Genomic DNA, 24,619 nt, shown 5'->3' with positions numbered 1-24,619 from the left:
AAGCCTTTATTGCTTTAATTTGTTAAGAACAAATATCAACGGGATAATGAAGAGATCAATACATCACCTACATTCGACAAAGTAGACACTTCACTGACAGCCCCTAGTGCAATTGCCTCTTTTGGCATACCAAAAACCACACAACTTTCTTCGTCTTGTGCGACAGTAAAACCACCAGCCGAATGTACTTTCTTTAAACCTTTGGCGCCATCTTTCCCCATCCCAGTCAATAGTGCTGCAAGCGCATGTTTACCAACCTCTTCAGCAATGGAATCAAAAAGTACATCAACAGAAGGTCGATGCCCCGAAACTTTTTCGGCGGAAAATACATCCGTATAAAGTTGATTCCCTTTTCTAATGACTCTTAAATGAAAATTACCCGGCGCAAGGTATGCGACACCTGGCTGTAGCAGCTCACCGCCTTTTGCCTCAACGACTTTAAACCCAGTACTTCGGTTTAAACGTTCTGCGTACGTCGTAGTAAATCCGGCAGGCATATGTTGTGCCAAAACAATAGCAAAATTGTCGGGAGGTAACTGCTGCATCACACTTCGAATTGCTTCTGTCCCCCCTGTCGATGCTCCAATGGCCAACACTCTATTTGCTTTAATGGTTGGCACTTTTGAAGCGGGCTTGCTTTCGCCAGTAATTTGCCGCACTACACGACATTGAGCCGCTTGAGTAACCTTACGTACGACAGTGTTAGCATAACGCTTAAACAAATCACTTTGGTTGATTGAGGGCTTAGCAATGTAATCTACAGCGCCCAACTCTAACGCTCTCAGTGTCGTATCAGCATTAGCCTTGGTCAAAGTCGAAATCATTACTACTGGTGTGGGCTGCGCTTTCATCAACACTTCTAAAAAGCGCAAACCATCCACCTTCGGCATCTCTACATCCAGTGTGATGACATCTGGCTTAAGTTCTGCAACCATTTTTTTGGCTTCGAAGGCATCGCATGCCGCTCCAACCACTTCGAGCAAAGGTGATGCATTAATAACTTCCGACAGGATGGTTCTAATCAGTTCAGAATCATCCACTATTAAAACTCGTATTACTCGACCAGTCATGGCTACAACCTAATTAGAATAAATCCACATCACCAGACTCTGTGCGATGTTCCGTAACAACCTTACGCAACTTAATCTCTTTATCAATCAGCTCATTATCGTAATGATTCATGAGTTTTTTCATCATCACGCGCCCAGTTGCAGGAAAAAAATTAACACGGCGCGGGTAAATATCCAATACATCTTCCGCATCAATTGGAATAAGCTCGTTCTGAAGGTAACCCATTACAAACTCGACATTCTGGTCACCAACTTTGCTTTGAGTCATCGACTTAATGACATTGCCACCACCAAACACTTTAGCTCTCAATCGATCACGCGCCCCACCAAGTTTAACGATATGGTTGATAAGAAGCTCCATTGCATACACGCCATAGCGACCTGATGTTGATAACAAATCTGTCGAGTCCCCACCGTCAGGTAACAAAAAATGGTTTAGGCCCCCAACACCAACGCTTTCATCATACAAACACACTGCAACACACGAACCGAGCAGCGTAGTAATCATTAGATCATCCTTGGTCGCGTAATACTCGCCAGGCAAAACTTTGATGCCCGCTTTTTTAAATTTGGCATCAAAATATTTATGTGTCGCTAAATGCTCTCTAACTTCTGAACTTAATGCCATAATCCTTCCTTACAGCTTAATGTAAGCCGTCCGCCCAATTGGCTTCATAAGATGTGAAAAATGAGAGAAGTTTTCAGAATGTCCAGCAATGTATAACCCACCCGTGCGCAGTTTACTCAGCAATTTCAGCAAAATTTTTTCTTGCGTGTCTTTGTCGAAGTAAATCATGACATTGCGACAAAAAATGACATCCAGTCCTGCTTTAACCGGATACTCCTCATCCAGTAAATTTATTTTTTGGAACTCTAACAATTTACGCAGCTGGGCACAGACGCGCGCCTTCCCCGCATTGACCCCAACACCTCGTTTAAAAAAAAGTTTTTTATTATTTAGAGGATTAACTTTTTCCAGCGGATAGATGCCATCGCTTGCATGACGCAGCACGTTGCTATCAATATCGGATGCTATTACTTGCGCCGATGAAGCAAAACCTCCTGCCACGTTTACCAGTGTCATCGCAATTGAATAAGGTTCTTCGCCTGTACTCGACGCCGCACACCAAACTCGATTGACGACCTCGCCACGCTGAATAAACTCACTCAAAATATCAAAATGATGTGGTTCCCTGAAAAAAGACGTAAGGTTAGTCGTTAAGGCATTTATGAAGTGCTCTTCTTCTTCAGGATGCTGCTCTAAATAATCAACATAGCGACGTACATCTTCCAACTGCAATTTACGCAAGCGTGGAACTAAGCGGCTATAAACAAGCGAATCTTTACTGTCTGCAAGCTTAATTCCGGTAAGCTGCAACAAAAACGCCCGCGCCCTGTTAAAGTCTTTTTGTGTATAACGAAATTCTCTATCCATACGACTTATAACTCTTTTTGCTTCATACCACTGGTCCTGAGGCCATCATGGTATGAAGACAAAGCCTAATGAACCCCCAGAACGAATCTGCGGAGGCCAAACAATTCAGTGGTTCAGAGGTTACTAAACGGAGGCGGAGTCAAATATCCCCAACTCGTCGCTCGATATTAGCTCTTCTATGTCCACAATAATGACCATGAGATCATCAATGGCTGCCAACCCGTGCAAATAGCGGCTATCAAATGACACACCAAACTCAGGGGCGGGCTTGATATCATCTTCTTCTAGGTTCATCACATCAGAGACGCCATCAACAACAATGCCAACAATACGATCTCGCACATTCAGCATGATGACGATCGTCCATTCGTTATAAGTCGCTTCACCGATGCCAAACTTTATCCGTAAGTCAATAATCGGAACGATATCTCCACGTAAGTTAATGACACCTTTTATGTAGTTCGGCGCATTTGCAATTTTCGTTGCGATTTCGTATCCACGAATTTCTTTAACTGTCATGATATCAAGGGCATACGTCTCGTCGCCCAACACAAACGTTAGAAACTCTTTTGCTGGCATCACACTAGCATTAGCCTGCTGATTGACTGACATGGGCAAGTTCTCCCTTCACATCTGTATTAATAAATTGAGTAAGTGAATCAACATCTAAAATCAGGGCTACACTGCCATCTCCCATAATGGTGGCACCTGCGACACCCTCGACTCGTTTGAAATGACGTTCAAGACTCTTGATAACAACCTGTTGCTGACCCACTAAACTGTCTACCATTAGCCCAAACCGACTCTTTGCCGTTTCAACTAACACGACAATGCCCTGATCGATGGAGCCATTTGATTCACTGCCTGATAGAGTTTTGCCTATATCAACTAAGGGCCAGTACTCTTCACGTACCCAAAGTATTGGGTTGTTTTTTATGACTTTGATCTGCTCTTTCGAGGGCTGAATGCTCTCAACAATATTAACTAATGGCACAACAAAGACCTGCCCGCTGCTTTCCACGCACATCCCATCTAAAATCGCCAATGTTAACGGTAGGCTAATCTGAAACTCAGAACCTTGCCCTTGAGTCGAACTGATATCTACACGCCCTCCCAAGGACTCTATATTCCGACGAACTACATCCATCCCCACGCCCCGACCAGACACATCCGTGATTTCTGCAGCAGTAGAGAACCCAGGTGAGAAGATTAATTGCCAGATGGCTTCATCCGTCAGAGGATCTGGCAGAGAGATCCCTTTTTCGAGTGCTTTGTTTAAGATTCTCTCGCGATTGAGACCAGCGCCATCATCTGTAATAGAAATAATGATTTCGCCACCTTTTTGAGTAGCGCTCAGCTTCACTTTGCCCGTTTCATTTTTGCCATTCTCACGACGGACATCGGGCATCTCGATACCATGATCAATGCTGTTGCGTATGAGGTGAGTTAACGGGTCTGAGATTTTTTCGACTAAATTCTTATCTATTTCTGTGCTTGCACCTTCGATTACCAAGTCAATTTTCTTATCCATCTTAACGGACAAATCTCGAACTAACCTTGGGAAGCGGTTAAAGACAAATGAAATAGGAAGCATTCGAACAGACATTACGGCTTCTTGAATTTCTCTTGTGTTACGCTCTAACTCAGCCAACGCAGTCTGCATTTTATCCATCATGCTTTCTTGAACCTCGTTTCCAATAAGGTTCAACATAGATTGAGTAATAACAAGTTCACCAACTAAGTTTACGAGCTTGTCTATTTTATTGGTCTCAACCCTGATACTTGTTGCTTCAGTTGTCTTTGTTTCCGGCTTGGACACCGCTTTCTTTAGTGGTTTTGCAGCAATATTGGATGTTTGTTGATCAACTGGAGGCTCAGGCGGGGCCGCTTGTTCGGCTGAAACTACGTTATTAGGCGCTTGTTGTTCCAGATCATTAGGTAATGGATCAAAGAAACCAAAACCGTCTTCGTCTTCAGCCGCTTCTTTCTCTATACGCGCGTTCAATGTTTCATCAAAAAAACCAAACTCTTCTTTTGGCTCTTCATTTTCAAACAGGCCAAAACCTTCGTCTGCAGACGTATCGGGTTCATCATCAAAGAAACCAAAACCATCGTCGTCTTCAGATGAATCCGGTTCTTCATCGAAAAAACCAAAACCATCGTCCTCCTCGAGATCTGTGGCTTGATTGTCATCCGTACCCGCTTGGAGAACATCACCCACTGTTGTACTTTGCTCCGAAGAAGTGCCTCTATGAGCATTTTCAATAACGGCTTCCGCTGTCTTCACCGAGTCCCAATCAATCTCTTCTTCATTGCGGTAACAATTTAAAATTTCTTTAAGGACATCCACCGTTTCGAGCAGAACAGTAATCAGTCCACTAGTAAGCGCCAATTCACTATTACGCGCCGAGTCCAGCATATTTTCCATCACATGGGTTAAACCAGTCATTGCTGTAAAACCAAATATGCCGCTGCCACCCTTAATAGAGTGCGCAGCTCGGAAGACACTGTTCAACTCTTCGATATCGGGAGCATCAACATCAAAAGCTAGCAGTAAGGTTTCCATGGTTTCTAGGTGTTCTTGAGCCTCCTCAAAAAACACCTCATTAAACTGACTTAGGTTATCCATACAGTATCTCAACTCACGTGAAGAAAGTTTACGTTTTAACGCAGTACCTTAGCGACCACATCCAGCAGCTTTTTAGGATCAAATGGTTTCACCATCCATCCTGTCGCTCCCGCAGCTTTACCTTGCTGCTTCATCGCATCACTTGCTTCAGTCGTCAACACAATTAATGGTACGCGAGTGTATGCTGTCATAGCACGTAACGACTTAATCAGAGTAATACCATCCATATTAGGCATGTTCTGATCAGTTAAAACGAAGTCAAATCGCTCAGTTCGGCAAAACCCTAGAGCTTCTTGTCCGTCCTTAGCAGCCTTCACCGTATAGCCAGCACCTTTAAGTGTCATTTCAACCATCTGACGTACAGATGGAGAGTCGTCTACGATTAATAACTTCTTGCTCATTTTTATCCCCTAATAATGTAAAGCAACATGGGTTGAATTGGTTTGTGGGTCATACTCAAATGTTTGAGCAAACGATGTAACTAGCTTTAGTCCACGCCCATAGGCTTTATCCAAACCTTGGTCATTAGCCTCGGTGCGTAACTGGTACCCTTGCCCAGAGTCTGAAACCGTAATATGTAACAAGCGAGTTTCTGCCTCCCAACGTAATACGACTTTGACAAAATCGTCAGTGTTGAGCTCTTCAGTCGCGTGCATGCGAGCACTGATGTACTCTAAAAAATTATTTTCTTTTAGTCCGGAGTCAATCCCCAAAACACCATGATCCACAGAATTCGTAAATAATTCTGTCACCACGGTAAAAACTCGCTGACAAAACTCTTTCACGAATTCATAGCTCGCGAGCATTTCAGACAGGCTAAATGGTAGCCGCTCATTCAGCAATGCAGCGCCATTTACCTCAAATGCAAATTCGAACTTTCCTGGAATGAGGTTCTTTTCGAGTGATTCGTTTCTAAGTGCGGCAACCGCGCTCCCAATATCAATATGACAAATGGTCATGTCATCGATATTTGACTCCCCGGAAGCATCCAAGTTTTCCAACGCCAACATTTTCTGAACGACGTCATTTGGCGCATCAAACTTCTCAGCAATCAACGCATAACAATCATCGAACGATAAGTGCTTACCATCTAATATCTTGTTCTCAATTAAGCCATCGCTGAAAAAGCACAAATGACTGATGGCTTGGAGATCATATGTCTCCATTTTTGTGTTGACCATGTCGGTAGGTAGAATACCAATCGCCATATTCTTGGATGGAATTTTATCGATTAAACGATGGTCCTCATCGAACGCCAAAATTTTTGGCATTCCACCATTCCAAAACTTCAAAGTATTTTCAGAAGGACTAATTTCGATAAAAATTGATGCGACAAACCTATTATGCGGTATTGATTGCGAATGCTTTTCACTCAGCTCAAGGATGATAGCTCCCAGAGACAAGCCTTTCGAAACCATTGCTGTAAAGGTAGATACCAACGGATAAATAGTAAGTGCTGCCGCCATGCCATGCCCCGTCGCATCAGCAAGCATAACTATCAAATTACCATTCGGTGCTTTAGTGCTAAGTAGAATGTCACCACAAAATTGTGCACTTGAGCGGTTAGCGACATTTATACCTTCCGTTTTTGTGGCATGTGTTTTTAGAATGTAGTCGTAAACATGGAACGCAAGCTCTTCTTCTTGCGCTTTCTCTACCGTAATTCGCTGGTAAGTCTCGTTCGCTTTTAAGAGCGCTTTTTTATCTTCTGCGTTCTGTAAAAAGCTAAGCACTTTCGCCATCAATAAAACGGGGTTAATCGGCTTATTTATAAAATCTTTCGCCCCAGATTTAAAAAACCTTCCGACTTCAGAATAATCTGTATCCGCTGTCATCATCACAACAGGGGTTAAGGGATGTCGCTCCGTCAGCTGTGGCAGCAACTCAGAAGACATCCCATCGGGCAAATTGATGTCCATGAGATAAAGATCTATCGAGTCATCATCGAGATGAGCATAAACATCTTTTACTGTTGTGGTTTCCACCACCTCTACTCCATGCGCTTGCATCGCTGCCGAAATCAGCAAACGGGTCGTAGAGTTATCCTCTAACAGTAAGACGCGTGGTGTTTTACTCATAGCTATACAGAGTCGCGAAGTTAGCCATATCGAGAATTTCTCTCGCCGTACCTGTTGGATTTCGAATCACGCCTTGGCAGCCATTGGAGCTAAACTTTCGATGTAGTAACACCATCATTCCAAGTGCTGAAGAATCAACGTAACTTACTTTTGAGAAATCCAATACAATCGTCTTCGCATCTGATTTCAGTGCGGCTTCATATGCTTCGGTAAACCATTTGTGAGTACCGAAGTCGAAACGCTCTGGAATGGTAATCACTGTTGCTTGAGACATATTGCTTCCTTTTACTCGAATTAAAAAAGATCGATATCGCCACTTTCAATATCTTGCTGCGAAACTGGATTATGCTTTTGTTGCCTGCGTTCGGTGATTGCGTCTAATTTTTCCTTAAACACATTCTCAATATCATGGACTGAATGGTCTTTTAACGCAGGCAACTGCTCCACAATCAAATCTATCGTATCGATCGTATACTGAATGTTTTGGGAATTTATATCGTCGAATTGCAGTCCCCGTGTCGCGTCAAAAATTGCTGACTCTAACTTGTGCGTCAGCGTATCCAACTCCGCGGTGACTTGACTATCTGATACAGCTTTATCAACAATATGCCCCAACGCCGTATTCATAGACTTCTTCGACTCCATAATATATGTCACATCATGCGCCGCAAGCCGTTCCATAGAATGGGTCAGTTCTGCCACTTGAGATTGCATGGCCTGTAAACGCGCCTGAATCGCATCACTAAATCCGGAAGAGCGATTTGACAAAGACCTAACTTCATCCGCTACAACAGCGAACCCCCGCCCCGCCTCACCTGCACGGGCTGCTTCAATTGCAGCGTTCAATGCCAATAGGTTGGTTTGCTCAGCGATTTCATCTATGTCTTTCAATGCCTTAGTGATCTCAGGCATTTCGTCATGAATTTTATTAACTTTGTTGAGAAGCTCCATGGAAGCAGCGGACATTTCTACAGTACTTCCGATGAATTTGTCTAAGGTTGAAGCCGTCTGGTCAGCGAATTCTCGCATCACATCACTATAACGCTTACCGCCTTCACTTCCATCTTCTACCAATGAACGAATACAGGAGTTTTGCTCTCTAATCAGATTGTTTGTGTCTTCAAATGCGCGGCTCAGTAGCTCAATGGCACTTTTTTGCGTACTAAGTACATTCCCCATGTCATCGCTACAGATTTCAAGGAGTGGTATAAGCTCTTCGTTAAACAGATGCTTAACTTTTGAAACCCCCGCTGCGTCTACCTCACTTTGATGAGACGCTAAGTACTCTTCGTCTAAAGCCGTACCAAACTCTTTAGATTGGGAGTTGGCATGAGAGCGGGAGAGAAAAACAAGCAAAGCGCCAGATAGGGATAATACGATGAAAGCTTCCCACACAAAGCCCGACCAGATTAAGTAACCTGCAACCGCAACAGCAAAGATGTGGATAAGAGAAGATTTGAGCATTTGCTTTCCTTATGAGTGACCTATACAAGACTCGCCAGCACTCTATGCTAACAATCAACAACACATGTACAGACTTTTTAACAATGACAACATCAACTATTTTACACAGTGTAGCTCGTTCATTGAAATCGTGCTTTATACACCTAGATTTTGTCACTCTATATAAGCTTAATCTGAGACCAAAGTACATGCTAGAACTATTCTAAAGCAGTTTGATTTCAAACATGAATTCATATCGCTTAATTCACACATAATGTAAGATTTTTTTTACAGAACATCACACAAGCATAGCGAAAACCTCACTCAGATAACGTTCGGTAACGCTCGTTTAAACATATGTGGGATGCCGACACGATAAAGTATGAATGTAGTATTCGTACAATGAAAGAATAGGGCTGCGTTTGACACACTTAGTACTCAACGCAGCCTAGAGGATATAAGAGTCGTTGCGCGCACTACCTTATATTTGGTGGCTTTTTGCTAACAGATTTAGGACGTTTTTCCCATCGCACCTTTATTTCAAACTGCTGGCGATCTCCTTCGTCACGAGCCCGTACTTTGACATGCAACAGTCCTTCAGGACTCAATGAAATCTCGCCCTCGTGATCATCAGAAAAATCCAACTGCTCCTTATCGAGCCCTCTAGCTAGGGCCTTAAGAATATCCTGAACACCCTGAGACTCAAGTAGTGCTTCGTGTTGAAACTCTGTTTTTGACTTCATGACACTACTCCACGTAAATATGTTTAAGTTCTTTGGGTGACAACACTTTAACTGCGGGATAGTCGCAACTTATTCCTACCACCCCATGTGTTTTATCAATCACCGTAGCTCCCATGCCGATACCTGAAAGCCCCTCTGCGATCCGTGAATTGGTATCCAGTGTGATGTCTGCTTCGAAATGCACTAGCCCTTTTTTGATCGCCACACGCTGACCATGCTTGCGGTTGACATGCCCTTGAACGACAAACTTAATGCCCGCCTTGTGGATCGCATGAACACCTCTAGAAGTTAAAGGTAAGTCTGCATCTCGATACTTCGTTCTAAATGTGTTCGCGATAGAGCTATAGTAAAAACCAAAAAGGTCTTTCCGCTTTAGATTTCTATGAAACGCTTTGTTAGCATATTTCGTTCCGCTTTTAAGCAAAATCTGCCCCATGGAATCATCTAATCCAGCGTGCAAGAACAAGAACGAACCACGCTTTGAGACAAGCTCCATCTTACGGAAGAACCAAGCGAACTCACCTTTTTTATCCAAAAATAGAGCCTGACATTTCATAGACGCAGCGTATACATGACGCAAGGTCAACCCTGCCGCCAAACAATGCTGTTCAAACTTTTCGACCTTAGATTGCATTTTACGGACTTCTCGATCGATGCCTTCTGCTGTCAAGAAACCTGCTGCATGGAAGGGAAATTCACTAAACCACTCTTCATTTGGAAACAGGCGTTTGCGACATGTAGCCTCGTCAGGTACATTTTTGTCCCACTTTTTACCATCTAGGTATTGCTCAAACACCTCTTTAAACAGCGGGACGATTTTTTTCCCCATACGCACAAAAAGGTGCTGATTACCCACATCCTTTTTCCGTGCAATGGCAAGTAACCCCATACGCAAACGTAAATCATGATTGCCCGCCAGCAGCGTAACATCCGCTTTTTTGCGACGGTAGAGATACGCAATGCTGCGTAACAGATCTAGGTTGCTTGGTCCCTTATCAAGGCAATCTCCGCCGATCACAACCTCGACCGACTTGCCGTATTTTGTCAGCTTAAAATTCTGTAAGCCCGCGCCTTTCCGCTCAATCACACCAGCCGCAATAAGAGACATTTCAAACGCCTCGGCATCCGCATGCGGGTCTGAAATAAACACCACAGGGCGCCTTGGCCACTTCATTTTTTTCTTCCAATGTTTGGTTGGCAAATCCGTTTTCGCCAATGCGTTCGCATTACGAGATTCTTTGTCAATGGGCCATGAAACCCACTCATTCGGAATGCGCTCTAGTGCTTCTTTGTGGTAAGGCGAGTCGATAATTGCTGGGATGGGCGTTTGCATAATTTTTTAATTAACCTAATTTTCGTTATCAGTCCGGAACATCTTGGTTCTGACGCTGTTTCCAATCTCCAAACAGCTGAACCGAAGCGCCATGACTGGCAAACTCCAAAACAACCGGATGACCGTAGTGCATGCTTAATTTTTTGATTGAGTCAAATGCAAAGACATCTAACGTATACGCGGCATGACGAATCGACGCACCATGCCCCACAACCAACTTTATATCGTTTGATACCGAATGATCACGATAGTGTTTCACATGATCTGCGACCCGAAGACCAGCCTGCATTAACGACTCTGCTCCATCAAAAGGTAAGCAGTAATGGCTATCAGACTTCCAGCTTTTGGGAGGCTCCTCAAAGCGTGGATCGTCTTTCATGACTTGCTCGATCTCTTCTATCGTCAAATTAGCGACCGCTCCCACACTTCGCTCACACAATGCGGTGTAGGATTCAATTTTCGGCGTATCGCTGAAAAAATCGCGTAACTCTTGAATGTATAGGTCCGCAGTTTGCCATGCGCGCAGCAGGGTTGAACTGTCCACGACTGGCGCAAGCTGCAAATCGTTTGCTTGCAACCAATCACCAAATATCCGAGCCTGTCGGCGAACCTCTAACTCCCCCTCTTGAGTAAGCGGAAAGGGCTGCAACGCACTCGGAGTATTATGACGCTGGTGATACGCACCGTGACGAATAAACGCAATACGAGACATTACAAATCACTCATCAATTGAAAAGCGGCCTCAAAATCCACTTGCCCGGTAAACCGGAAGACACTCACACCTTCAAGCTGTCGAACGTAATCATCAAAGCTCGCGATCTGATTGAGATCTGCTGAAAATTCGCCGCTGGCGTCTTGATAGAACGGCCCAGGACGTTTGCGAAGCCCCTCAATCATCGTCGGCTGTACTGATAAATCAATCCGTTCAAGCGCCGTAGGCTGCTCTGAGCTATGAGACCAATCCAACATCACTAAGTTTGCAAAGTTTCCTTCTAACGTCAGTCGATCAGTACCATATTCATCATCAACATGTACGTCGTATTTTTCTTCTAGCGGCCACAGCTCTGCTGCAGGCATTTGCTCCAATTCTTGTTGCCGTTGCGCGCTTAAAATGTGACGCAAGCGCGGAGAATGCAGCAAAGTGCCAGGGTTAACACGTGGTAATTTTGCTAACCCTAATGCCTGTGGCCCTTGCGTTTGCTGAGCGAATAGCAGACGGTCATTGGTCAAAAAGCGGCGTTCGGGATGCTCCAAACAACGCAGCATTAACGTTGATTTTCCACCACCGGAACCGGCTGCAATCGCGGTCACTTTTCCGCCTCGATCAAATGCCGCGGCGTGGCCTAGCATAAAACCTTGCTGCAAAAAGTGGTTCAGATATTGGTTGTTTATAAAGTTAATGACTTGCGCGATATGAGCCAAACAAGGCCCGACCGCAACAGGGTTGTCCACACGCTGAAGAAAAGACATGTCTGTTTTAAACTTTTTAATCCAACGGCCAGCTGGGGCATCCAAATAGCCTTCTTTCCTACCCTGCTTGCCCGCTTCACGAGGCACTTCCAGCCAAGCTAGCTCTTCACCCACCGCAGGTTGCTCGACCATATAGAGCGTCAGTTGAGAAGAGGCCGATTGCTCTGTGCTGTAGCCTTTATAATACGTTGCTAACTCATGTAACAGCGACGCGGAGTTACTTTTAACCAGAATGCCTAATGGCCCAAATACAAACAGCGTTTGCTCTTCGCATGACTGCAGCGCATCAGACACCTGTTGTTCATTCAACAAATCTTTAATCATATGTTTTCTATGCCTTACCGTTTTGTATTTGCGCGACCACATAATCAGCATACTGCGCCGCCACATCCAAACCGCAGCCTTCCAAAGCGCCTTTAAAACCACCAAATGCAGACACCTCAAAGACTACTGGACCGCCGCTAGTTAGCGCAATGTCGACCGTGGTAAAGCTTAGGTTGTAACAAGCTTGTGCTTTGCGCCCCAGTTCAATCAACTCTGGTGTGGGTTCATATGCTTCATAGTGACCACCGCTGTTGATCGTAGTATTCCATGAACCATCCCCCGCGACACGCGCGTAGGTGCAGATATACTTACCGCCTAAGAACACCATACCTAGGTCTCGACCATCTAACTCGACAGTTTTTTGCAGGTAAAACAGCCCGTGTTCTTGTTTAAACGCAGCCAGCACTTCCCTTAACTCTGAATCTGGCTGCTGTGCGTTCAATATCTGCATGCCACGCGCCTTGGTCGAGTAAAGCGGCTTTAAAATAACTTCCTTCAGAGCCTTAATCACTGACACAGCGACATCAATGCTTTCCGTGACGCGTGTCTCGGGCATGGGAACGCCTCCACGCTGTAAGGCCAGCGTCCCGCTTAGACGGTTAATCATTTGTCGGATGGTTGTGGAAGGGCTGAAAACGGGCACTCCCATCGCTTCAATATGACTGAGCATGAGTGCGCGATCTTCGGCACTAGGAGCGTATACTTCGCTAATTTTTTTAACGATGACACCGTCAAGTCGACCAAGGTCTAAGCCTTTATGAAGCAATTGCTTGGTGTCCAAGCAAAGCTCAACATCGGCCATATCGATTACTGCTCGAAAGCCTGTCAATGCTTCCAAGCGATCCGCTAACACTTCAGTTGACCATTTCCCGGGGATTCCAATCACCCCGATTTTCAAATTACTCACCAAACAACTCCTCCAATGACAACTGATAGTGCGCCTCTTGTTCCGGCGCCATATTTGCCAACGTTTCCAGCAGATAACGCGACCTAAAGTACATTTTAGACGCTAACTTTGCGTCATATATAAACCGTGTTGAGGTGGCAAAAGACCGCGCTAACCCTGCAGCCAGCCTCAGCTCAAACAACTCATCATTATGTTTTTGCGCAAACTTTCGCGCATAACGCGCTATTTTTTCGATACAGACCATCATCAGTTTACGTGTTTTCTTATCTGGCGCTTGAAGACGGTAAAGCGAGATCATCAACACTGAAATATCCTGAACATAATCGAAGTAGCTAGAACGGTGTAAATCGATGAAATAGAGGCGTTTCTCCGCTTCATTAAAGATCAAGTTATCGACATTGAAGTCACCGTGGACGAGCACTGAAAAAGGCGCCGTCCAACGGGATTCCTTTGCTTGCACTCGCTCAATCAACTCATTAAAGCCGAGCGTTACGACATCACATATCGTTTGCGTTGGTGCAAAAAGCTTGGGATGTACGGAACGACTATCTCCAATACGCTTTTGTAGCTGCGCCATAAAATGCGCATTACAACTTTCTGCCGTTAACGTATCGCTCCATATTCTGTTCAACGTTTTGAATAGTGCTTTTAGGATCTTTTCAGTACCTGATTGATCACCAGCCAGTGCCAACTTTTCAAAGGTTTTACCCGGTAAGTGCTCAATAAGCAGCGACGAAGTCTCTCCTTGACGGCTAGAATGAGCTAACACTTCAGGTGCGACATCGGGCGCGACCTTTTGCCATTGAGCCACACCTTCGACCTCTTCTTTGATCTTTGTGTAGTCCCCTTCTTTATAGACCGCTAAAACATCAACTGAGTTATCATTTCCTTCGTAGGCAATGGATGCAATGGCGCTACCTGAACGAGTGAGTGCCAACCGCTTAACAGTAACGTCGTCTAAATTATAATTAAGAGAAGCAGCGGCATCTTTTAAATGACGATAATTTTTAAGCGTTGCGACTTGGCCGACATCTGCTTTGATAAGCGCCTCACCTAGCACCGAAAGCTGTGTAACCAGACGCTTCAATCCGAAGTTACAGTGCAATACTGTTCGCAACTCACGGTCATCCAGTCGATCCCTTTGACTTAGCGTTTCCTGCTGGATTTGCTCATACAATGCTAATAATTTTTCTGTACGCCGAGCAAGCTTCAGCCCCGCGCGACGCGGCGCGCCGTCAACCCCAATGGTTACGAGATTGATCGACTGACCAAAACGCCTCACTAACTTGATACAAAGCTTTTGCGCTGGATGAATAAACGGTTGATCAGCTTCTATCTCATCAAAACAAGCCATAGACATGCTGGAAAGATCGGACAACGCAATAATCAAAGTTTTATGAGCGACGACTTGATTATAAAAAGAAGTACCTGGCTTTCGGCGCTGCAAGACACGAGCGCATTCTAGTTCCACTTTTTCGCGAAGGATTTTGACATAGCCTTGACGCGATCTGAGGAGAGCTAATTCATCGTTCGAATGTGTTTTAAAAAACAGGCCCATGAAATAACAATGCTTTCCTAACTCATCAAGTAAGAAATGCATGCTCTCTTGAACGACCTTTGACGGAGCGGGCACAGCAGAATCCCCAGTATTGATTCAAAAGTAAGAACTATAGCAATCCAATATGTCATAAATATGACTGACCAGCCATCGCCTACCCTAAAACGGCTCATCACCTTAGAGAAAACGAAAGCAAACTTCTTCTAACAGCTTAATAAAAAGGAATTTATCATTGGCGGAGTTTTACCTTAGTATGGCTACACAATGACATCAACTCATTCTCCACCCTCAACTACTATATACCTCTACAAGCAAGGAGACACACATGAGCACGATTATGGTGCTAAATGGCCCTAACCTAAACCTACTGGGACAACGTGAACCAGAAACCTATGGCAGCGAAACGCTTGCAGACGTCGAGCAAGCCTGTAACGAAGAAGCCGCGAAGCACGGGTTATCAATCGACTTTCGCCAATCCAATCACGAAGGGGAGCTAATCGATGCCATTCATGAAGCGGGGCAGTTGATAAAAGAAGGAAAAATGCTAGGTGTAGTGTTCAACCCAGGCGCTTACACACACACATCCGTAGCATTGCATGATGCAATTGTTGGAGCTCAAGTGCCCGTCATTGAGGTTCATATTAGTAATGTCCATGCTCGCGAATCCTTTCGTCATCATTCCTACATTTCACCCTGTGCAGCGGGCATTGTCGTGGGCATGGGGACGTTTGGGTACCTGTTAGGCCTCCAAGGCCTAATCCACAAAACGGCATAGCATTAATCGTGGCGCGGATTATAGTAGCTTTCAAGGTTTTCAGCGGTCTCTCTGACCGCTTTCACAAACTGCTGTAGTGCGCGAGACGGTGTCGAGTCTGAACGCATTGTTAGCCCTACCGCGCTCAGGGTTTCTTTCGTATTAACAGGCAGCTCAGCAAATTCACCATCCGCTATTTCACGCGCGACGACACCTCGGGAAATAATCCAAATTGCATCATTATTTCGAATGAACTCTTTACCAAACGAATCCGACACCGTATCAATACGATCTTTAATAACACCCACTCCTTCTGCTAGAAAAAAATCGTCCACAGATGGTGCCGTAATAGACTCTTTCGGCGGATATAAAACCGTATACTTGGCAATATCGCTCAACTGAAAGTTTGCAGCCTTCAGCAGAGGATGGTTAGGCTGAACTACAAAGGCAACTTGCTCAGAATATAGATGTTGAAACGACAATCCAGACATAGTCTCTGGCAAACCTAAGCGCCCAACAACGAGATCAAGTTCCCCAACACGCAATTGACTCATTAATAAAGAATTAGGGCCCGACAATAGGTGCAAACGGACATCAGCGTAATCGATACGAAAGCGCTTAACAGCTTCGGGGAGAATACTTGTCGCCACTGTAGGTAACACACCAACACTCAACTGCTGAAACCCCTTCAGTTTTGCTTGAGCAACACGCTCCGCACCTTCTCTCAGCGAAGCCACACTCGCACTGGCATGCTCCAAAAAGAGATTTCCAAAACTCGTTAATTCCACACCTTTTTTGCTGCGTTCCAGTAAGCGGACACCTAATATTTCTTCCAACTCCTTCAACCGCTTCGACACAGCGGGTTGAGTCAAATGCAATGCATCCGCAGCCCGAACAACACTCCCCTGCCGAGTCACCTCTAAAAAACACTCTAAGTGACGATACTTGATTTGATTTTCCATCATAGTAACTACAGCCTTGGTTGTTTGAATAGTTGCGATACGGGTGACTATTACAGCGCTCTTAACAAAATTTGTATAGTAGCCGTTTAGATTTTTCGGTGTGGGTTACAGAGGCTACATCATCTAATAAGTCGGCAACCGATCTATAGCGGCTAGTCAAATAGATATCGGACACAGAAAAATAGGTGGAACGACTACTCAAAGTAGCATTAGGTGTATCTAGTATCGGACAACAGCTTAACCAAGTCTGGAGTAATACCAAGCGTTAAACAATGAGGAACAACAAACCTAAATGCTTATCAAAATATCAGTGTCAGAAAGTGGTTCTGAAAAGTATAAAACGAAAAAGCCGAACACTGGGTTCGGCTTTCGTAACTTACTGAACAGTAAGTATAAATTTTGGTAGGACTAAGCAGATTCGAACTGCTGACCTCTACCATGTCAAGGTAGCGCTCTAACCAACTGAGCTATAGTCCTAAAAAGTGATGGCTATTATACGCAGTGAAGTGATCAGATCAAGCATTAATATCACTTTTTTAACCGACTGTTTTCTATCACTATTTTACTCATTTACAGGGACGAGTAGCTCATGCCCTATGACTTCGTCAATCAGACCGTATGGGACTTTGTATTGTTTATCGCGAAACTTGACGACCACATGGTTTAAGCACATTTTCAATATAACGCAGTTAACAATCACACCATTGTCGATAACACGGATAATATTTCTTGTATGTAATGTTAAAGCCATATTGACCTCCTATACCGACTCACCGACATCTTTCAATTTACGCTGCAAAATACGAATCTGATCGCGATATCCAGCTGCCAGTTCAAACTGCAAGTTTTCCGATGCAATCATCATTTCTTTTTGCATCTCCACGATGGTTTTACGGACTTCGGCCACATCGTCCATATTTTCGATTTCGTAGTTCTGAACTTTTTCAGCCACTTTCTTGTTCTGCTTAGATTTGTTTCGTCCACCAGCCCCAGGATTATAAGCTCCTTCCATGATGTCCTCGACGGATTTAGTGATACCACGAGGTGTAATACCATGAGCTTCGTTATGTGCTTCTTGTTTTTCACGACGACGAAGCGTTTCATCCATCGCTCTCTGCATAGAGCCAGTGATACGATCCGCGTAGAGAATCGCTTTACCACTAACGTTTCGAGCGGCACGCCCAATTGTTTGAATCAATGAGCGATCAGAGCGCAAGAAGCCTTCTTTGTCTGCATCCAAAATTGCCACTAAGCTAACTTCAGGAATATCCAACCCCTCTCTCAAGAGGTTAATCCCTACCAACACATCAAATTCACCTAAGCGTAGGTCTCGAATAATCTCCACACGCTCCACTGTATCGATATCCGAATGTAAGTAACGCACCCGAATGCCATGTTCATGAAGGTAATCCGTTAGATCCTCTGCCATGCGTTTCGTCAGGGTCGTAACTAATACGCGCTCACCTTTTGGTAGGCGCAGATTAATTTCAGACAACAGATCATCGACTTGTGTTCCTACTGGACGGACTTCGAGCTCAGGGTCAATTAAGCCAGTTGGTCGTACGATCTGCTCAACCACCCAATCTTGGTGTTGCTCTTCGTATTTACCGGGGGTCGCTGACACAAATATGGTCTGCGGCTTTATTTGTTCCCATTCTTCAAATCGCATTGGGCGATTATCCAACGCGGAAGGTAAACGGAAACCGTATTCAACAAGGTTTTCTTTGCGAGATCGGTCACCTTTATACATTGCACCGATCTGCGGCACGGTGACGTGTGACTCGTCAATCACTAGCAATGCATTGTCTGGCAGGTAATCAAAGAGTGTCGGCGGTGGCGAACCTTCCGGACGCCCTGATAAATATCGTGAGTAGTTTTCTATACCTGAGCAGTAGCCAAGCTCCTGCATCATTTCAAGATCGTAATTAGTGCGTTGTTCCAATCGCTGCAGTTCTACCAATTTGTCCATCGACCTGAGCTGCTGCAATCGCTGATCCAACTCTTTTTTAATACGTTCAATCGCGTCGACAATAGTTTCACGTGGTGTCACGTAATGCGTTTTTGGATAAATTGTGATTCGGGGAACTTTACGAACAGTTCGATTGGTCAATGGATCGATAACAGATAAATTATCGACTTCGTCATCGAAGAGTTCGATTCGAATGGCTTCGTCTTCCGAATCAGCAGGAAAAACATCAATGATGTCGCCACGGACTCGGTAATTACCGCGCTCAAGCACCATATCATTACGGGTATATTGCAGTTCAGCCAGACGGCGTAGCACGGCTCTCTGATCAATGCGCTCTCCGCGGTCCAGATGTAACATCATTTTTAGATAGGATTGAGGATCCCCCAACCCATAGATCGCCGATACCGTTGCAACAATAATGACATCGTCACGCTCTAACAGTGCCTTTGTCGCGGACAATCGCATTTGCTCTATGTGATCATTTACCGATGCGTCTTTCTCGATATAAGTATCTGAGGCTGCGACATACGCTTCTGGCTGATAGTAATCGTAATACGATACAAAGTACTCGACCGCATTATTAGGGAAGAATTCTTTGAATTCGCCATAGAGTTGTGCCGCGAGCGTTTTGTTATGAGCCATGATAATGGTCGGTCTTTTAACACCTGCAATCACATTCGCTACGGTAAAGGTTTTACCTGACCCTGTCACACCCAGCAGGGTTTGATGGGCCAACCCTGCGTCCACACCTTGGATAAGCTTTTCAATTGCCTTTGGCTGATCACCCGCCGGCTCGTATTGAGAAACAACTTCAAACTCTTGCGACACGATATTGACCTACTCTTAATGTATAAGACAGTAATACAGATTAACAAATTTCATCCTGTGCGTGTTAAGTCTATGTGGACAATATGAGAAAACCTGAATTCAGTCGCCGCAACATTAGATGTTGCTAATTTAAAAAAACGGATATACCATATAGATATAAACTTATAACCAAAAGAGGTTTTCAGAATGACTGCTCCTCAAGCCACCATTAAAGCCTTCTTCGACGAAGCAACATTTACCGTTTCGTATGTTGTCATTGATCCATCAAGCCAACATTGCGCAATCATTGATTCGGTATTGGACTACGATCATGCTTCTGGTCAGACCAGTACGCAATCTGCTGATAAGATTATCGATTACATTAAATCTCAATCACTTGTTACTAAATGGATATTGGAAACACATGTTCATGCGGACCATTTATCCGCTGCCCCCTATTTACGTAGTGCCTTAGGCGGCCAGATCGTTATCGGGCATCACATCAAAACGGTACAAACGACATTTGGAAAGCTACTCAATGCGGAACCAGAGTTCGCACGTGATGGCTCCCAATTCGACCTGTTGATCCAAGAAGGCGAAACTTTAACGCTTGGCGAACAAACCATCGAAGTTCTCCATACGCCGGGACATACTCCAGCTTGTCTAACCTATGTTATTGGCGATGCAGCGTTTGTTGGAGATACCTTATTTATGCCCGATTTTGGTACCGCTCGTTGTGATTTTCCGGGAGGCGATGCAGCAACACTTTATCAATCAATTCAAAAAATCTTTGCGTTACCAGACGATACTCGCCTGTATATGTGCCACGACTACAAAGCTCCAGGCAGAGAAGAATACCAATGGATCACCACTGTTGCCGAACAGAAAAATTCCAATGTTCATATCCATAAGGGTGTTACACAATCCGAGTTTTGCTCGATGCGTAATGCAAAAGATGCAACCCTTGCGATGCCTCGGCTAATCTGGCCGTCGGTGCAAATTAATATGCGAGCTGGACACCTTCCTCCCGAGGAAAGTAATGGCGTTCGTTATATCAAAACACCGATCAATTTAGGTTAGAGGTTGTCATGGAACAGTTAGGTCGCTATATCCCAGCAATGAGTTGGCTTAGAGGCTACTCAAGAGCTGATGCCCAAACGGACATGATGGCCAGCGTTATAGTGACCATTATGTTGATACCGCAAAGTCTTGCCTATGCAATGCTTGCGGGGCTGCCTCCTGAGGTGGGTTTATATGCAAGCATATTACCCTTGGTTGCCTATGCCATTTTTGGCTCTAGCCGAACGCTCGCGGTTGGTCCGGTAGCGGTCGTATCGATGATGACAGGTACCATTGCTCTCGAGTTTGCCCAGCCTGGCACAGGTGAATACACCACTATTGTCATTATGCTGGCAACACTTTCTGGGTTGTTTCTGCTTATGTTAGGTATCTTAAAACTTGGGTTCTTAGCAAATCTTCTAAGCCATCCAGTCATTTCAGGATTCATTAGTGCGTCTGCCATATTGATTGCATTAAGCCAAATTAAACATATTCTAGGTGTAAACGCATCAGGGCATAACCTAATCGAAATGCTGACGGGACTGTACGCAGAGTTGGGAACAATTAATGTCACCACTGTGCTTATAGGGTTGAGCGCCATCATCGGACTTTACCTACTACGAGCTCACTTAAAACGCTTGTTAACCTTGGCAGGCATGTCTGATACAAAGGCACAACTTGCCGCGAAAGCAGGCCCTGTACTTGTGGTCATCATTACGACATCAGTCGTAGCAATATTCGGATTGGATGGCTTAGGAGTTAATGTCGTTGGCAATGTACCGAGCGGGTTACCCCCTCTTGCTCTTCCCTCATGGGATATGCAACTCGCTACTGAGTTATTACCTGCTGCAGCTTTGATCAGTATCGTTGGCTTTGTGGAGTCGGTGTCTGTGGCTCAATCGTTTGCTGCCAAAAGACGTCAGAGCATTGACCCAAACCAAGAACTTGTAGGGTTAGGCGCTGCCAATATTAGCTCAGCGATAAGTGGTGGCTTTCCCGTTACCGGTGGCTTCTCTCGATCAGTGGTTAGCTTCGATGCGGGTGCTAAAACACCCATGACTGGCGTATTCACGGCTCTTCTGATTTTGATTACCCTTACGTTTTTAACAGATGCTTTTTTCTTTTTACCTAAAGCCGTGTTAGCTGCCACCATCATGGTAGCCGTCATTCAGCTCATCGATATTAAGGGGTTCAAACAGATTTGGCGTTATTCAAAGCAAGACGCTTCTGCACTCATTGCGACCTTTTTCATAGTGTTATTTGCGGGTGTCGAAGCTGGGATCATTGCGGGGGTAAGTGTTTCACTACTATTATTTTTATGGCACACGAGTCACCCTCATATTGCCGTGGTTGGCCGTCTACCTGGCACCGAGCATTTTCGTAATGTAAAACGTTTTGAAGTGGAAGTTGACCCATCTTTAGTAACAGTTCGCATTGACGAAAACCTCTTCTTCGCCAATGCTCGCATGCTCGAAGATCAGATAACGAAAATCGTCGCAAACCAACCGAACATAAAAGACATGGTACTAATGTGCACAGCAGTCAACATGGTTGACGCGAGCGCATTGGAAAGTTTAGAAAGAATCTGTGAGCGCCTACAATCCGCAGGGATTACAATGCACCTGTCTGAAGTGAAAGGCCCTGTTATGGATCGATTAAATGGCTCCGACCTAATTCAACACTTAAGTGGCAATATCTATCTAACGCAAAACCAAGCATTTGAAGACTTATGTCAATCAAGCACGTCAGGGCAATAAGCCCTAACGTGCTCTAACGCCATAATTACTCTTGATCCAAGCGCACCTGAATCAGAGAACGATTACGCTCTAACAATGCGTCCCCAATCCCTTTCACTTGCACCAGATCATCTATCGTCTTGAATAAACCATGCTCTTTACGGAAGGAAACGATTGCTTTCGCTTTAGATTCACCGACTCCAGACATTACGACGGCTAGCTGCTCCGCCGTTGCCAAATTAATATCTAGCGGCTCTGCACTGTATACAGAAAATGAGAAAACACATAAAAAAGACATAGCGATACGCTTTATCCATGCGATCATAATCAACACTCCTTGTTTAACTAAACGGTTTATGGCGTCGTGCCAACATAAGAAAAGCGAGCACTCATAGCTCGCTTTTCTAAGATACCATAATCAACCCAGAGCTCAATGATTAGATTACAACACCTAACTCGTTATTAGCAGACATAAGTGCCTGAATAGGGTCTTGCGCCCGAGTGATGGGGCGGCCCATTACTAAATAATGACTACCAGCTGACATCGCTTCTGTCGGTGTCATTATGCGTTTCTGATCTCCCTGTTCCGCCCCAACAGGACGAATACCTGGTGTCACCAAAACAAAATCAGACCCAAGCTTTTGCGCCAACATTGAAGACTCTTGCGCAGAGCACACAACACCATCCATACCAGACTGTTTCGCTAACGCTGCTAAACGCATTACATGCTCTTGAGGCGTCAGATCGATTCCAACCTCTAATAAGTCACTTTGGTCCATACTCGTCAAAACCGTCACTGCAATCAACAGGGTTTTGTTATCTTGAATGGCACTTAAGGCATTAGCAGAAGCTTCCATCATTCTTCGGCCTCCACTGGCGTGAACGTTCACCATCCAAACTCCTTCTTTTGCCGCCACAGATACCGCAGCTGCGACAGTGTTTGGAATATCATGAAATTTCAAATCCAAGAATACATCAAAACCCAAAGTGTGAAGCTGATCCAAGATCGCGGGCCCCACTTTTGTGAATAATTCTTTACCGACTTTCACTCGACATAAAGCTGGGTCTAAGCGTTTTGCCATCGCTGTAGCTTGCTCAATTGTTGGATAATCCAATGCCACGACGATTGGAGATTGGCAGGTCATTTATAATCCTCTGGTATAGTCATATCACTCACCTTCTAAACCATGTATTGGTTTAACACTGCCCCAACTTTTACAACTGGGGCACTGCCAATGCAGCTGATGCCCTGCAAAACCACACTGACGACAGCGATACTTGGGCTTAGAATTAGTGAGTTGTTCAATAAGTTCGTATAAAACGCTCAGATTCTCTTGGTCAGGCCCACTTGAATCCGCTCGTTGAATGTCTATCAGTTCCTGAAAACCTTTAATCGTAGGGTGTGCTCTGAGTTGGCTAATTATAAACTGTTCAGCAAACTCTTTGTCATTTTCGGCGTAATGTTCAGTCAACGCTCGAATTAAACTTGCTGACGGATATTTTTTTAATTGTTCCTGTAGAAATTTTATGTAGCCAGCACCACCCCATACCTTGAGGTAACATTGTTTGAGCATAGGAACAATAACAGGAACAAATTCATGATCTTGATCCGCTACGGCTTTTAGCTCTTTAATCGCATCACGAAATCGACGCTGATACATATAAACATCAGCCAAACCAATGCTAGCACGAACACAGTCAAGATCAGCATCGATGGCGGCCTTATACTCTTTAAAGGCGACGTTCCACTGTTCGTTTTTGACAGCTGATTCTGCCATCTCACAGTGAAAATGTGCTAAACGCTGCGCTTGCTTTTTAGCAGGGTACTCCGCTTGAAGTTGCTCTGAAATTTTTATCGCCTTGTCCCAACTCTGCTCAAACTCATATAGATCTACTAGCAAAGCGAGTATTTCTCTCTGAAATTCTGTCTTCCGGGATGCAATATTAAGCAAAAGTCTTTCAGCACGATCCAGTAATCCGGCAGACATAAAGTCACTAGCCAGCTCTAACTGAACAAGACGAGTATCGCGGGAGCTCAAATCGGGGCGAGCAAGAAGACTCTGATGGATATTGATCGCCTTTTGAATCTCACCCTTTTTGCGGAAAAGATTTCCTAGTGTCAAATGAATATCAAAAGTTTCAGAGTTAACTTCTAAAGAATCCACAAAGGCATCGATCGCTTCAGATTGTTGCCCTTTAAGAAGGTGGTTTAAGCCGCGAAAGTAATCATTGGGAACTTGCTTTAATTCTTCTTTGTTAGACTTTGTTAGACGCCTGCTACCAAGAAGCCAGCCGGTAAAAAGCGCTAAAAAAAGTACGACAAATAATGCCCATTCGGTCAC

General features: G+C 44.6%; 24 protein-coding genes and 1 tRNA gene. 3 read left to right on the top strand and 22 right to left on the bottom strand.

Annotation, left to right across the window (positions count from 1 at the left end; translation table 11 throughout):
• Positions 1 to 35 precede the first annotated feature (35 nt).
• From DN730_RS14055 to DN730_RS13985, 15 genes are all read right to left on the bottom strand, one after another.
• The gene (locus tag DN730_RS14055; protein ID WP_115468785.1) at positions 36 to 1,070 is read right to left on the bottom strand and encodes a protein-glutamate methylesterase/protein-glutamine glutaminase; all 1,035 of its coding nucleotides are present in this window, start codon (positions 1,068 to 1,070) and stop codon (positions 36 to 38) included.
• Between the two features lie 13 nt (positions 1,071 to 1,083).
• Positions 1,084 to 1,698 carry a chemoreceptor glutamine deamidase CheD gene (gene cheD, locus DN730_RS14050; protein WP_115468784.1) on the bottom strand — a complete coding sequence of 205 codons (615 nt, stop codon included), beginning with the start codon at positions 1,696 to 1,698 and terminating at the stop codon, positions 1,084 to 1,086.
• A 9-nt stretch (positions 1,699 to 1,707) separates the two neighbouring features.
• A complete protein-coding gene (locus DN730_RS14045; protein WP_115468783.1) occupies positions 1,708 to 2,505 on the bottom strand; it encodes a CheR family methyltransferase in 798 nt (265 codons plus the stop codon).
• Between the two features lie 123 nt (positions 2,506 to 2,628).
• Positions 2,629 to 3,117 carry a chemotaxis protein CheW gene (locus DN730_RS14040; protein WP_115468782.1) on the bottom strand — a complete coding sequence of 163 codons (489 nt, stop codon included), beginning with the start codon at positions 3,115 to 3,117 and terminating at the stop codon, positions 2,629 to 2,631.
• Positions 3,095 to 5,134, bottom strand: a complete 2,040-nt coding sequence (locus DN730_RS14035) for a chemotaxis protein CheA (RefSeq protein ID WP_115468781.1) — start codon at positions 5,132 to 5,134, stop codon at positions 3,095 to 3,097. The genes DN730_RS14040 and DN730_RS14035 overlap by 23 nt, the downstream gene beginning before the upstream one ends.
• A 35-nt stretch (positions 5,135 to 5,169) precedes the next feature.
• Complete coding sequence (locus tag DN730_RS14030; RefSeq protein WP_115468780.1) at positions 5,170 to 5,535, bottom strand: response regulator; 366 nt, start codon at positions 5,533 to 5,535, stop codon at positions 5,170 to 5,172.
• Positions 5,536 to 5,544: 9 nt separating this feature from the next.
• Entirely contained in the window at positions 5,545 to 7,212 is a 1,668-nt protein-coding gene (locus DN730_RS14025; protein WP_115468779.1) for a fused response regulator/phosphatase, read from the bottom strand.
• Complete coding sequence (locus DN730_RS14020; protein ID WP_115468778.1) at positions 7,205 to 7,486, bottom strand: STAS domain-containing protein; 282 nt, start codon at positions 7,484 to 7,486, stop codon at positions 7,205 to 7,207. The genes DN730_RS14025 and DN730_RS14020 overlap by 8 nt, the downstream gene beginning before the upstream one ends.
• Before the next feature lie 20 nt (positions 7,487 to 7,506).
• Positions 7,507 to 8,163: a methyl-accepting chemotaxis protein gene (locus DN730_RS19475; protein WP_425452764.1), complete on the bottom strand. Its 657-nt coding sequence runs from the start codon at positions 8,161 to 8,163 to the stop codon at positions 7,507 to 7,509.
• A 968-nt stretch (positions 8,164 to 9,131) separates the two neighbouring features.
• Positions 9,132 to 9,398, bottom strand: a complete 267-nt coding sequence (locus DN730_RS14010; protein WP_115468776.1) for an amphi-Trp domain-containing protein — start codon at positions 9,396 to 9,398, stop codon at positions 9,132 to 9,134.
• A gap of 4 nt (positions 9,399 to 9,402) precedes the next feature.
• On the bottom strand, positions 9,403 to 10,731 hold the full coding sequence (locus tag DN730_RS14005; RefSeq protein WP_115468775.1) for a metallophosphoesterase: 1,329 nt from the start codon (positions 10,729 to 10,731) through the stop codon (positions 9,403 to 9,405).
• A gap of 28 nt (positions 10,732 to 10,759) precedes the next feature.
• Positions 10,760 to 11,443: a histidine phosphatase family protein gene (locus tag DN730_RS14000; protein WP_115468774.1), complete on the bottom strand. Its 684-nt coding sequence runs from the start codon at positions 11,441 to 11,443 to the stop codon at positions 10,760 to 10,762.
• Positions 11,443 to 12,525, bottom strand: a complete 1,083-nt coding sequence (locus DN730_RS13995) for an HprK-related kinase B (RefSeq protein WP_115468773.1) — start codon at positions 12,523 to 12,525, stop codon at positions 11,443 to 11,445. Before DN730_RS13995 ends, DN730_RS14000 begins: the two co-directional genes overlap by 1 nt.
• 7 nt (positions 12,526 to 12,532) lie before the next feature.
• A complete protein-coding gene (locus tag DN730_RS13990; protein WP_115468772.1) occupies positions 12,533 to 13,432 on the bottom strand; it encodes a GAK system ATP-grasp enzyme in 900 nt (299 codons plus the stop codon).
• Complete coding sequence (locus DN730_RS13985; RefSeq protein WP_245957972.1) at positions 13,425 to 15,065, bottom strand: phosphotransferase family protein; 1,641 nt, start codon at positions 15,063 to 15,065, stop codon at positions 13,425 to 13,427. The genes DN730_RS13990 and DN730_RS13985 overlap by 8 nt, the downstream gene beginning before the upstream one ends.
• Positions 15,066 to 15,315: 250 nt before the next feature.
• Here DN730_RS13985 and aroQ point away from each other — a divergent pair, with 250 nt between their 5' ends.
• Complete coding sequence (aroQ, locus tag DN730_RS13980; protein WP_115468770.1) at positions 15,316 to 15,765, top strand: type II 3-dehydroquinate dehydratase; 450 nt, start codon at positions 15,316 to 15,318, stop codon at positions 15,763 to 15,765.
• A 2-nt stretch (positions 15,766 to 15,767) separates the two neighbouring features.
• Here the strand turns inward: aroQ and pcaQ are convergent, their stop codons facing one another.
• The 4 genes from pcaQ to uvrB all read right to left on the bottom strand — a co-directional run bounded on the left by pcaQ (position 15,768) and on the right by uvrB (position 19,503).
• The gene (gene pcaQ, locus DN730_RS13975; RefSeq protein WP_115468769.1) at positions 15,768 to 16,709 is read right to left on the bottom strand and encodes a pca operon transcription factor PcaQ; all 942 of its coding nucleotides are present in this window, start codon (positions 16,707 to 16,709) and stop codon (positions 15,768 to 15,770) included.
• 397 nt (positions 16,710 to 17,106) lie between these two features.
• Positions 17,107 to 17,183, bottom strand: a tRNA-Val gene (locus tag DN730_RS13970).
• Positions 17,184 to 17,268: 85 nt separating this feature from the next.
• A complete protein-coding gene (locus DN730_RS13965) occupies positions 17,269 to 17,457 on the bottom strand; it encodes a hypothetical protein (protein ID WP_115468768.1) in 189 nt (62 codons plus the stop codon).
• A gap of 9 nt (positions 17,458 to 17,466) precedes the next feature.
• Positions 17,467 to 19,503: an excinuclease ABC subunit UvrB gene (uvrB, locus tag DN730_RS13960; protein ID WP_115468767.1), complete on the bottom strand. Its 2,037-nt coding sequence runs from the start codon at positions 19,501 to 19,503 to the stop codon at positions 17,467 to 17,469.
• A 186-nt stretch (positions 19,504 to 19,689) separates the two neighbouring features.
• On the opposite strand from uvrB, the gene DN730_RS13955 reads away from it, so the two are divergent.
• Positions 19,690 to 20,562: an MBL fold metallo-hydrolase gene (locus DN730_RS13955; protein ID WP_115468766.1), complete on the top strand. Its 873-nt coding sequence runs from the start codon at positions 19,690 to 19,692 to the stop codon at positions 20,560 to 20,562.
• A gap of 8 nt (positions 20,563 to 20,570) precedes the next feature.
• A complete protein-coding gene (locus DN730_RS13950; protein WP_115468765.1) occupies positions 20,571 to 22,298 on the top strand; it encodes a SulP family inorganic anion transporter in 1,728 nt (575 codons plus the stop codon).
• Positions 22,299 to 22,323: 25 nt separating this feature from the next.
• Here DN730_RS13950 and DN730_RS13945 read toward each other — a convergent pair whose 3' ends face one another.
• From DN730_RS13945 to lapB, 3 genes are all read right to left on the bottom strand, one after another.
• Positions 22,324 to 22,602: a ComEA family DNA-binding protein gene (locus DN730_RS13945; RefSeq protein WP_115468764.1), complete on the bottom strand. Its 279-nt coding sequence runs from the start codon at positions 22,600 to 22,602 to the stop codon at positions 22,324 to 22,326.
• Positions 22,603 to 22,714: 112 nt separating this feature from the next.
• Complete coding sequence (gene pyrF / locus DN730_RS13940) at positions 22,715 to 23,422, bottom strand: orotidine-5'-phosphate decarboxylase (RefSeq protein ID WP_115468763.1); 708 nt, start codon at positions 23,420 to 23,422, stop codon at positions 22,715 to 22,717.
• Positions 23,423 to 23,446: 24 nt separating this feature from the next.
• Positions 23,447 to 24,619 (bottom strand): lipopolysaccharide assembly protein LapB, encoded by a 1,173-nt coding sequence (gene lapB, locus DN730_RS13935; protein ID WP_115468762.1) that lies wholly within the window; start codon positions 24,617 to 24,619, stop codon positions 23,447 to 23,449.

The sequence above is a fragment of the Marinomonas piezotolerans genome (assembly GCF_003362755.1).
GTDB lineage: Bacteria > Pseudomonadota > Gammaproteobacteria > Pseudomonadales > Marinomonadaceae > Marinomonas > Marinomonas piezotolerans.
Note: the sequence above shows the minus strand (reverse complement) of the source record. Positions and strands in the feature narration are given on the sequence as shown.